Genomic DNA, 10,937 nt, shown 5'->3' with positions numbered 1-10,937 from the left:
GACCGACCGGAGGTCGGCGTCCGTCCCGCAGCCCCCGGAAGGACGCCCGCACACGGGTCGGGGGAGCCTGAAATCTGCTGTCGGCGAACAGCGCGGGATTGGCGTCGGTTCTGTCGATGCTTCGGGCTAGGGTCGCTGTCGTGACCCAGAACTCCAGCCCCCAGCTCAACGGCGGCGCGGGCATGAACGTCCTCGACGACCACATCTACCAGCGGCTGCTGCGCGAGCGGATCGTCTTCCTCGGCTCCGAGGTGCGCGACCAGAACGCCAACGCGATCTGCGCCCAGCTGCTGCTGCTCTCGGCGGAGGACCCCGAGGCCGACATCTTCCTGCACATCAACAGCCCCGGCGGCTCGGTCGACGCCGGCATGGCGATCTACGACACGATGAACTACATCCCCAACGATGTGGCCACGGTCGGGATGGGCCTGGCCGCGTCGATGGGCCAGTTCCTCCTGTGCGCCGGCGCCAAGGGCAAGCGCTACGCGCTGCCGCACGCGCGGATCATGATGCACCAGCCCTCCTCGGGCATGGGCGGCTCGGCCTCGGACATCAAGATCCAGGCTCAGCAGTCGCTGCACATCAAGAAGGTGCTGCTCGACCTCATCGCCGAGCACACCGGCCAGCCGATCGAGCAGGTCGTCGCCGACGCGGACCGCGATCGCTGGTTCACCGCGCAGGAGGCTCTCGAGTACGGCCTCGTCGACAAGGTCATCAAGAACGCGCGCGAGGCCGCCGACGAGGGCCGCCCGGCCCACAAGAAGGACTGAGCATGAACTACTACATCCCCCAGTGGGAAGAGCGGACGTCGTACGGCTTCCGCCGCATCGACCCCTACGCGAAGCTGTTCGAGGAGCGCATCATCTACCTCGGCACGCCGATCAGCGACGACGTCTCCAACGCCGTGATCGCGCAGCTGCTGTGCTTGCAGTCGATGAACCCCGACCAGGACATCAGCATCTACATCAACTCCCCGGGTGGCTCGTTCACCGCGCTGACCGCGATCTACGACACCATCCAGTTCATCAAGCCCGACGTGCAGACCGTGTGCATGGGCCAGGCCGCCTCCGCGGCCGCGGTCCTGCTCGCGGCCGGCACCCAGGGCAAGCGGATGGCGCTGCCCAACAGTCGCATCCTGATCCACCAGCCCTACACCGAGGGCACGTTCGGTCAGACCTCCGACATCGAGATCCAGGCCAACGAGATCCTGCGGATGCGCGAGCTGCTGGAGAAGATGATCGCCGATCACAGCGGCAAGTCGATCGAGGAGGTCAGCCGCGACATCGAGCGCGACAAGATCCTGACCGCCCAGCAGGCGGTCGAGTACGGCATCGTCGACCAGGTCCTCGGCTCGCTCAAGACGCCGACGCCGGCCCTGGCCTGACGTCCAAGGCGTTCCGGTGGCCACTTCGTGTCCGTCCCGCTGGACGGGGCGGACACGGAGTACCGTCGGGGACGCTGTCCCAACAGTTCCCCAGCACGACAGTCGGAGGATGACCGCCCATGGCACGCATCGGTGACGGTGGCGACCTGCTCAAGTGCTCTTTTTGCGGAAAGAGCCAAAAGCAGGTGAAGAAGCTCATCGCCGGGCCGGGCGTCTACATCTGCGACGAGTGCATCGACCTGTGCAACGAGATCATCGAGGAGGAGCTCGCCGAGGGCGGCGAGGTCAGCATCGACGAGCTGCCCAAGCCGCGCGAGATCTTCGAGTTCCTCAACGGTTACGTCATCGGCCAGGAGCAGGCCAAGAAGGCCCTCGCGGTGGCGGTCTACAACCACTACAAGCGGGTCCAGGCCGGGCTGCAGCCGACCCCGGGTGGTCCGGGCAAGCACAGCAAGGACGAGAGCGTCGAGGTCGCCAAGTCCAACATCCTGGTGATCGGCCCCACCGGCTGCGGCAAGACCTACCTGGCCCAGACGCTGGCCCGGATGCTCAACGTCCCGTTCGCGATCGCGGACGCCACCGCCCTGACCGAGGCCGGCTACGTCGGCGAGGACGTCGAGAACATCCTGCTCAAGCTGATCCAGGCCGCCGACTACGACGTCAAGAAGGCCGAGACCGGCATCATCTACATCGACGAGATCGACAAGGTCGCCCGCAAGGCCGAGAACCCGTCGATCACCCGCGACGTCTCCGGCGAGGGCGTGCAGCAGGCGCTGTTGAAGATCATCGAGGGCACCACCGCCTCGGTGCCGCCGCAGGGCGGCCGCAAGCACCCGCACCAGGAGTTCATCCAGATCGACACGACGAACATCCTGTTCGTCGTGGGCGGCGCCTTCGCCGGGCTGGAGCACATCATCGAGCAGCGGGTCGGCAAGAAGACCCTCGGCTTCACCGCCGAGGTGCACTCCAAGGCCGAGAAGGACGCCGAGGACCTGCTCTCCCAGGTGCGGCCCGAGGACCTGACCAAGTTCGGGCTGATCCCCGAGTTCATCGGCCGGCTGCCGCTGATCGCCAGCGTCACCAAGCTCGACCAGGACGCGCTGGTGCAGATCCTCACCGAGCCGCGCAACGCCCTGATCAAGCAGTACCAGAAGCTCTTCGAGCTCGACGGGGTCGACCTGGAGTTCACCCCCGACGCGGTGCAGGCCATCGCCGACAAGGCGCTCGAGCGTGGCACCGGTGCGCGTGGGCTGCGGGCGATCATCGAGGAGATCCTGCTGCACGCGATGTACGACGTACCGTCGCGCGGTGATGTCGCGCGCGTCGTGGTCACCGCCGACGTGGTGGCGGGCGTGGCGACGCCCGAGCTGGTGCTGCGCGAGGCCGAGTCCAAGAAGAAGAAGTCGGCCTGACGCGACTCGGCGGGCCGGTCCCGACCGGCCTAGTCCATTTGGGCCATTTTCCCGCTCAGGTTCGCGCTCCGGTCTGCCGATCCGGGAGGATGGGGACGGAATTCTGCATCCCGATCCGGGTAGGGGAGGCGACGGTGAGCTCGAACCACAAGGCACCGCTGGCGGCGTTCGTCGTCGTAGCGCTCGCCTGTGTCGTGGTGCTGGCGACCAACAGCATGCGCAGCTACGCGCGTGACGCCTGGCGCCAGTTCGCGGCTCCCGTGGTGAGCGGGCTGACTCTCGTCCCGCACTCGGGCGGCGGCTCCTCGCCGACGCCGGCGGCGCCCGATGTCGCGGGGCACGCCGCCGACGATGCCCAGGCCGCGACCAACGCCACGCCGGCGGTGGCGCTGACCGTCGCCAAGGCGAAGCCGGCCAGGCACGCGCATCACCACCACCGGCACCACCCCGCGAAGACCACTCCGGCGAGCGACACCACGCCCGCGCCGGCCGACCCGCAGCCGGCTACGCCCCAGCCGCCGGCGACCCCGACCTGGCCCTCGCACAGCCACAACTCCTGGCCCACCGCCGTGCACCAGCCGACCTGGCCGGCCAGCACGACTCCGGCCGCCAACCAGGGCAACCACTTCGGCCAGAACAGGCAGCTCACCGGTCTCAAGCACGGCCCGGGCAACCGAGGCCTGCCCGGCATGGCGCCGGGCCGCGGTGTCGCGAAGGGCCTGAACAAGACCGCGAAGACGCCCTTCGCCGCTGCCGACAAGCTGCCGACGTCGTCGAGCAAGGGCTTCGGCTTCCCGGGGCACGCCCCGTCGTCGTTCGGTTCCTTCGGTTCCCGCTGGCGCTAGGCCACTGCTAGGCGCTGGTCGCTGGCGCCTGCTCTTCGCGGTGTGCGGCCATGTAACACGCCGTTCGGTGCGGTAACACGCCGTTCGGCGCACTAGAAGGCCGTTGCAACGACCTGCTAGTGCGGTGGACAGCGTGTTACAAGCGGCCGGAGCCGCCGGCGCAGGCAGGCGGGAGGCACCAGGTCAGGCCTCGGGCGCCAGCTCCGCGCTCACGCTCAGCTCGGTGGCTTCCGCGGCGACGGTGAAGACCAGGTCGCCCACGATGTTCCCGGTACGCCGCAGGTCCTCGGCGGCCAGCTCCGCATCGCGGACCAGCTTCTCGGGACCGGTGATCTCGGCGTGGGCCAGCGGCGCCCGCATCTTCACCTTCGCGGTCGACTTCACTCCGCGGATGCCCGACAGCGCCGCCGCGACGGCGTCGAGAGGAGCGTCGTCCATCGCCGCGGCGGCACCCAGCTCGAGCTCGGTGGGCCACGAGGCGCGATGGATGGAGCCCTCCTGCCACCACGACCAGACCTCCTCGGTCACGTACGGCAGGAACGGCGCCAGCAGCCGCAGCTGGCTGTGCAGCGCGATCGCCAGGGCCGCCCTGGCGGACACCGTCGCCGGCGAGTCGTCGTCGCCGTAGGCACGCTCCTTGACCAGCTCCACGTAGTCGTCGCAGAACTCCCAGAAGAACTTCTCGGCCGTTTCCAGCGCACTGGTGTAGTCGTAGGCCTCGAACGCCTCGGTCGCCTTGGTGATCACCGTGGCCAGCCGACCGAGCAGGGCGCAGTCGATCGGCTCGGAGACCTCGGCGACGCACAGCGAGGTGGCGCCGACGTTGCCGAGCACGAACTTGGAGGCGTTGAGCACCTTCATCGCCAGCCGGCGCCCGACCTTCATCTGGGTCTCGTCGAACGGCGAGTCCAGGCCGGGTCGGGAGAGGGCCGCTCGCCAGCGGACCGCGTCGGCGCCGAACCGGTCCAGGATCTCGGTCGGGACGACCACGTTGCCCTTGGACTTCGACATCTTCTTGCGGTCGGGGTCGAGGATCCAGCCCGAGAGCATGGCGTGGCTCCACGGCACCGCGCCGTTCTCCAGGCGCGCACGGACCACCCGGCTGAACAGCCAGGTCCGGATGATGTCGTGGCCCTGGGTGCACAGGTCCATCGGGAAGACCCGCCCGAACAGGTCCTCGTCGCTGCCCCAGCCCCCGGCGATGTGCGGGGTGAGGGAGGAGGTCGCCCAGGTGTCCATCACGTCGGGGTCGCCGATGAAGCCGCCGGCGACGCCGCGCTGGTCGGCGGTATAGCCCTCCGGAACGTCGGTGGACGGGTCGATCGGCAGCTGCGCCTCGGTCGGCAGCAGCGGGTGGTCGTAGTCGGGGTTGCCCTCGGCGTCCAGGGCGTACCAGACCGGGAACGGGATACCGAAGAAGCGCTGTCGGCTGATCAGCCAGTCACCGTTGAGGCCGGCGACCCAGTTGTCGTAGCGGTGCCGCATGTGCTCGGGCAGCCAGGTGATGCCGGCGCCGTCCTCGAGCAGCTGGTCGCGCAGCGCGGTGTCCCGTCCACCGTTGGTGATGTACCACTGCCGGGTCGCCACGATCTCCAGCGGCTTCTCGCCGCGCTCGTAGAAGTTCGCCATCCGCTGGGTCGGCTTCGGCTCGCCGTCCAGGTCACCGGACTCGCGCAGCTTGGCGACCATCGCCTCCCGCGCGCCGTGCGCGGTCTTGCCCTTGAGGTCCTCGTACGCCGCCACCGCGGCCTCCGTGGTCAGCCACTCGGGGGTCTCGGCCGTGAACCGGCCGTCACGGCCGATCAGGGTGCGCACCGGCAGCTGCAGCTCGCGCCACCATTGCACGTCGGTGAGGTCGCCGAAGGTGCAGCACATCGCGATGCCGGCGCCCTTGTCGGGCTCGGCCGCGGGGTGGGCGAGGACCGGAACCGCGACGCCGAAGATCGGGCTCGTGACGGTGGTGCCGAACAGCGCCTGATAGCGCTCGTCGTCCGGATGCGCGATCAGCGCCACACAGGAGGCGATCAGTTCCGGGCGGGTGGTCTCGATGTAGACGTTCTCGCCGGAGGCGCCGTGGAAGGCGACCCGGTGGTAGGCGCCGGGGTACTCCCGCGCCTCGAGCTCAGCCTGTGCGACGGCGGTCTGGAACGTGACGTCCCACAGCGTCGGCGCCTCCTGCAGGTACGCCTCGCCACGGGCGAGATTGCGCAGGAAGGCCCGCTGGCTGACCGCCTGGGCGGCCCGGCCGATGGTGGTGTACTGCAGCGACCAGTCGTAGGACATGCCCAGCGTGCGCCACAGCGACTCGAAGACCTTCTCGTCCTCGGTGACCAGCCGGGCGCACAGCTCGACGAAGTTCGGCCGACTGATCGCGACCTGGCGCTTGGGGTCCGGCTTCTCGGGCGGGGTGAAGTCGGGGTCGTACGGCAGCGACGGGTCGCAGCGCACGCCGAAGTAGTTCTGCACCCGGCGTTCGGTCGGCAGCCCGTTGTCGTCCCAGCCGATCGGGTAGAAGACGGACTTACCGCGCATCCGCTGGAAGCGGGCGATCAGGTCGGCGTGGGTGTAGGAGAACACGTGGCCCACGTGCAGCGAGCCCGACACGGTCGGCGGGGGCGTGTCGATGGAGTAGACGTTCTCCCGGGGCTGACTGCGGTCGAAGGCGTAGGTGTCGTCCGCCTTCCACTGCCGCGACCACTTCGCCTCGAGCCCCTCCAGCGCCGGCTTCTCCGGTACGACGACGGCGCGCGGGGTCGGCGTCGTGGTCTCCGGGCTCGGGCTGCTGTGGGTCTCGGTCATGTGGAAATCCTAGGGTCGCGGGCGCATGAGCGTGAAAACGCCTTGATCCGGCGGCCACGCGGACGGAACGATCACGGCATGCCCAGGGTGCGGTTCTACGACGACCCGGCTGCCTTCCTGGCCGACGCCGGCGAGCACCTCGCCGCGGATCCGGTGCTGGCCAACGTGCTGACCGTCTACGCCGACCGGGATGCCACGGAGGGGGTGCCGGAGGCGCCGTTCCACTGGTACGCGACTCTCCTCGAGGAGGGCCGCGTGGTGGGTGCGGCGATGCGGACGGCGCCGTTCGCGCCGTACCCGCCCTATCTGGCGGGGATGCCGGACGACGCCGCCGTGCTGCTGGCGCGGACGCTGCACGAGCGGGACGAGCATCCCGGCGGCGCCAACGGCGTCCTCCCGGCGACCCGTGTCTTCGCGCAGGAGAGTGCTCGGCTCTGGGGCGGCGAGGTGGTGGTGTCGATGCAGGTGCGGGCGTGGGAGCTGGGTGTGCTGCGGCCGCCGGTCGGCGTACCGGGTGCGGCGCGACTGGCTACCCGCGCCGACCTGGGCCTGTGCATGGCGTGGTACGACGCGTTCCCGGAGGCGGCCCGTGCGCAGGCCGGCAACACCGCGCTGGCGCCGGCACATCGCACGCCCTCCGAGGAGGAGATGCTGCTCCGGATCGACGGCGGCCGGGTGCTGCTGTGGGAGGTGGAGGGCGAGCCGGTCAGCCTGACCGGGATGGCGCCGCCCGTCTTCGGGGTCGGCCGGATCGCGCCGGTGTACACGCCGCCCGAACATCGCGGTCACGGCTACGCCTCGGCCTGCGTCGCCGAGGGCAGCCGTCGGTTGGCCGAGCTCGGCAGGGTCTGCCTGACCACCGACGTCGACAACCCGGTGAGCAACCGGGTCTACGCCGCGCTCGGCTACGAGCCGCGGGCCGACCTGGGACACCTGCTCCTGAGCGACTCGCCCTAGACTGGACCGGATGTCCGACTTCCCCACCGAGGCCACCGAGGCCCTGCGCGCCGGCCGCCCCGCCGCCACCGTCGACGAGGTCGAGGACGCCCTGCTCTCACGCTGGCCCGAGACCCGCCTGGAGCCGAGCCTGGACCGGATCCGGGCGTTCACCGAGCTCCTCGGCGACCCGCAGCGCGCCTACCAGGTCGTGCACCTCACCGGCACCAACGGCAAGACGTCGACGGCCCGGATGATCGAGACCCTGCTGGGCGCGCTCGACCTGCGCACCGGCCGGTTCACCAGCCCGCACGTCGAGCGGATCAACGAGCGGATCAGCATCGACGGCGAGCCGCTCAGCGACGAGGACTTCGTGGCGGCGTTCAACGACGTGGCGCCGTACACGCTCCTGGTCGACGAGGACCAGCCGCACCCGCTCTCCTTCTTCGAGACGGTGGTCGGGATGGCCTATGCCAAGTTCGCCGAGGCTCCCGTCGACGTGGCGGTGGTCGAGGTCGGCATGGGCGGGTCCTGGGACGCCACCAACGTCGCCGACGGCAACGTCGCCGTGGTGACCCCGATCGGGCTCGACCACGCCCAGTATCTCGGCGACACCATCGGCGCCATCGCCGGTGAGAAGGCCGGCATCATCAAGCCGGGCGCGGTCGTCGTCTTGGCCAAGCAGCCGGACGAGGCGCGCGAGGTGCTGCTCGCCCGTGCCGCCGAGGTCGGCGCGACGGTGGTGGAGGAGGGCACCGACTTCGGCGTCCTCGCGCGCACGCCGGCGGTTGGCGGCCAGGTCGTCAGTCTGCGGGGCCTGCGCGGGCGGTACGACGAGGTCTTCCTGCCGCTCTATGGCGCCCACCAGGCGCAGAACGCCGCGCTCGCGCTGGCGGCGGTCGAGGCGCTGCTGGCCGGCCCGGCCGACCCGGCCGACGCCCGCGGCGCGGCCGGTCAGGCCCAGCCGCTGGGCGCCGAGCTGATCGGCAACGCGTTCGGCCGGGTCAGCTCGCCGGGCCGGCTGGAGATCGTGCGCAGCAGCCCGACGATCCTGCTGGACGCGGCGCACAACCCGCACGGGGCGCAGGCCACCGCGGCGGCGCTGGAGGACAGCTTCGGCTTCGAGCAGGTCATCGGTGTGGTCGGCGTGATGGCCGACAAGGACGCCGAGGGACTGCTGGCCGCGTTCGAGCCGCACCTCGAGCACCTGGTGGTCACCCAGAACAGCACCGAGCGCGCCATGCCGGCGACCCGGCTGGGCGCGCTGGCGGTGGAGATCTTCGGCGAGGAGCGGGTTTCCGTCGTACCCCGCCTGGCCGACGCCATCGACGCCGCGGCGGCGCTGGCGGAGACCGGTGACAGCTCGATCAGCGGGGGAGCGGTGCTCGTCACCGGCTCCGTGGTCACCGTGGGTGAGGCGCGCACCCTGCTGCGCCGGAAGGGGGCACGATGAGCGAGACCCAGCTCACCGACGACCGGGACAAGTCGCCGCGCCGGGGCATGGCCGCGGCGATCCTCTTCCTGCAGGCCATCGTGCTCGGCCTGACCACGCCGGTGATGATCGCGGTCGAGAACGTCTCCTGGCAGGCGGCGGTGCCGGTCGGCTGCGGGCTGTGCCTGGTCTGCCTGATGCTCTCCGGCCTGCTCCGCCACCGGTGGGCCTACACCGCCGGCTGGCTGGCCCAGATCGTCTCGATCGTGCTCGGCATCGTGGTCCACATGATGTTCGTGCTGGGCGCGATCTTCCTGGTGCTGTGGTGGGGAGCGATGGCGCTCTCGGCCAAGATCGAGCGGGAGAAGGCCGCGGCGTACGCCGAGTACGACCGGCTCACGCCCGAGGAGCAGGCCGAGCGGGATCGCGCGGTGCAGGCGCATCGCCCGCCAGCGCGCGAGTGACCGCGGTCAGCGCCCTGTCCAGCTCTTCGTCGGTGACGCCGCCGAAGCCGACCACCAGCCCGGTCAGCCCGCTGCTGCGGCTGTAGGTGCTGAGCAGGTTGAGCCGGAACCCGGCCGCCAGCGCGGCGTCGCGGGCGGCGACCGCCCGCTCCTGCGGCATCAGCCAGGTGGAGTACATGCCCGCCAGCGGGCCGGCCAGCTCGGCGTACGGCGACAGCGCGGCGGCCACCCTCGGGGCCCGCTCGGCGTAGGTGCGCCGAGCCGCTCGCACCACCTTGTCGACCCACCCGTCGCGCAGCAGCGTCAGCAGCGCACGCTGGGCCGGCCACGACGCGCCGTCGTGGGTCACGGTGCGGCGCTCGGTGAGCGGGCCGAGCAGCGCCGGCGGCACGACCATCCAGCCCAGCCGCAGTGCGGGTGCGACGGTCTTGGCGGCGGTGCCGACGTAGGCGACCCGCTCCCGGTCCAGGCTGGCCAGTGCCGGCACCGGTGCCACGTCGTAGCGGAACTCCGAGTCGTAGTCGTCCTCGATGACGACCGCGTCTGCGGCGCGGGCCGCCGCCAGCAGTTCCAGCCGCTCCGCGGCCGGCATCACCCGGCCGAGTGGATGCTGGTGGGCGGGAGTGACGTAGGCGGCAGCGAGCCCGGCCAGCGAGGTGATCGGCCGGGCCGCGGGAAGGTCCACGACCTCGCGGCCCGCGTCGTGCGCGGTCATCACGGCCGAGCGGTAGCCCGGATCCTCGATCCCGATCGGCCCCGGCGGCACCACCCGGAGCAGCTGTCGCAGCGCGTCGCCGGTGCCCGCGGTCACCACGATCTCCTCCGGGTCGACGGTGACGCCGCGGGTGCGACCGAGCCGGTCGGCGAGCGCCTCGCGCAGCTCACGCAGCCCCCGAGGGTCGTCGTAGCCGCGCGGGGGAGTGGCGGCGGAGACCTCGCGCCAGGCGCGCCGCCAGCCGGCGGTCTGGCGCGGGTCGATCCACGGCGTGCCGGTGTCGAGGCTGACCAGCGGCCGCCGGGCGGCCGGGCGCACGGCGGCCGGAGCCGGGCCGGTGGCCAGTCCGCCGGAGGCGACGTAGGTGCCGTCGCCGCGCCGGGTCTCGAGCCACCCCTCGGCGAGGAGTTGTTCGTAGCCCTGCTCGGTCACCGCCCGGGAGACGCCGAGGTCGGCGGCGAGCGCGCGGCTGGACGGCAGCCGGTCGCCGCGGGTGAGCGTGCCGGCGACGACCAGTGCACGCACCTGGGCGGCCAGCTGGGCCGGCAGCGGGGCCGGGTCGGAGCGGTCGAGCCGAAGCGGCAGCGTCGCCATCGAGTGTCCTGTTGGAATCGGCGCGGATTGGCCCGTGTGTGCAGGCCACTTGCCATCCAGGATAGCGGCGTGACGTCAGCGCTCTCGCCCACTCCCCGCACCCGGATCAACCGCGGCCGCAACCGCGCGGTCGAGGACCGGCAGCGGTTGCACGCCTTCCTGGCCGACGGGTTGGTCGCGCACCTGGGGGTCGTGCTGGGGACGCATCCGGTGGTGCTGCCGACGGCGTACGGCGTCGACCCGGACGGGCCCGATCGCGGCGGCACGCTCTACCTGCACGGCTCGGTGGCGGCCGGATGGCTGACCCAGGCCCTGGAGCACGATGTCTGCGTGACGGTCACCGAGCTGGACGGCCT

General features: G+C 71.2%; 10 protein-coding genes. 8 read left to right on the top strand and 2 right to left on the bottom strand.

Translation table 11 applies throughout. The features are described 5' to 3' along the window. Window positions 1–182: 182 nt before the first annotated feature. The 4 genes from VHA72_RS06305 (at window position 183) to VHA72_RS06290 (ending at window position 3,641) form a co-directional block, all read left to right on the top strand. Window positions 183–770 carry an ATP-dependent Clp protease proteolytic subunit gene (locus VHA72_RS06305; RefSeq protein ID WP_325573594.1) on the top strand — a complete coding sequence of 196 codons (588 nt, stop codon included), beginning with the start codon at window positions 183–185 and terminating at the stop codon, window positions 768–770. A 2-nt stretch (window positions 771–772) separates the two neighbouring features. Next, window positions 773–1,384: an ATP-dependent Clp protease proteolytic subunit gene (locus tag VHA72_RS06300; protein ID WP_325573593.1), complete on the top strand. Its 612-nt coding sequence runs from the start codon at window positions 773–775 to the stop codon at window positions 1,382–1,384. 119 nt (window positions 1,385–1,503) lie between these two features. Then, window positions 1,504–2,796, top strand: a complete 1,293-nt coding sequence (gene clpX / locus VHA72_RS06295; RefSeq protein WP_325573592.1) for an ATP-dependent Clp protease ATP-binding subunit ClpX — start codon at window positions 1,504–1,506, stop codon at window positions 2,794–2,796. 134 nt (window positions 2,797–2,930) lie between these two features. Continuing rightward, the gene (locus tag VHA72_RS06290) at window positions 2,931–3,641 is read left to right on the top strand and encodes a hypothetical protein (protein ID WP_325573591.1); all 711 of its coding nucleotides are present in this window, start codon (window positions 2,931–2,933) and stop codon (window positions 3,639–3,641) included. Between the two features lie 183 nt (window positions 3,642–3,824). Here VHA72_RS06290 and valS read toward each other — a convergent pair whose 3' ends face one another. Beyond that, entirely contained in the window at window positions 3,825–6,440 is a 2,616-nt protein-coding gene (valS, locus tag VHA72_RS06285) for a valine--tRNA ligase (protein WP_325573590.1), read from the bottom strand. Between the two features lie 78 nt (window positions 6,441–6,518). On the opposite strand from valS, the gene VHA72_RS06280 reads away from it, so the two are divergent. Genes VHA72_RS06280 through VHA72_RS06270 form a run of 3 tightly spaced genes read left to right on the top strand, consistent with a single transcriptional unit; the run spans window position 6,519 to window position 9,272 of the window. Further along, window positions 6,519–7,397 (top strand): GNAT family N-acetyltransferase, encoded by an 879-nt coding sequence (locus tag VHA72_RS06280; RefSeq protein WP_325573589.1) that lies wholly within the window; start codon window positions 6,519–6,521, stop codon window positions 7,395–7,397. 10 nt (window positions 7,398–7,407) lie between these two features. Beyond that, entirely contained in the window at window positions 7,408–8,829 is a 1,422-nt protein-coding gene (locus VHA72_RS06275; RefSeq protein WP_325573588.1) for a bifunctional folylpolyglutamate synthase/dihydrofolate synthase, read from the top strand. Beyond that, window positions 8,826–9,272, top strand: a complete 447-nt coding sequence (locus VHA72_RS06270; protein WP_325573587.1) for a DUF4233 domain-containing protein — start codon at window positions 8,826–8,828, stop codon at window positions 9,270–9,272. The genes VHA72_RS06275 and VHA72_RS06270 overlap by 4 nt, the downstream gene beginning before the upstream one ends. Here VHA72_RS06270 and pdxR read toward each other — a convergent pair. Then, on the bottom strand, window positions 9,205–10,581 hold the full coding sequence (gene pdxR / locus VHA72_RS06265; protein WP_325573586.1) for a MocR-like pyridoxine biosynthesis transcription factor PdxR: 1,377 nt from the start codon (window positions 10,579–10,581) through the stop codon (window positions 9,205–9,207). The two genes, VHA72_RS06270 and pdxR, sit on opposite strands and share 68 nt — an antisense overlap. A 69-nt stretch (window positions 10,582–10,650) precedes the next feature. Between pdxR and VHA72_RS06260 the strand changes: the two genes are divergently transcribed. Then, a partial coding sequence (locus VHA72_RS06260) for a pyridoxamine 5'-phosphate oxidase family protein (RefSeq protein WP_325573585.1) occupies window positions 10,651–10,937 on the top strand: 287 nt, incomplete at its 3' end.

It is taken from the genome of Nocardioides sp., assembly GCF_035547795.1.
In the GTDB taxonomy this organism is placed as follows: domain Bacteria; phylum Actinomycetota; class Actinomycetes; order Propionibacteriales; family Nocardioidaceae; genus Nocardioides.
This window is presented reverse-complemented; position numbering and strand designations above follow the sequence as displayed.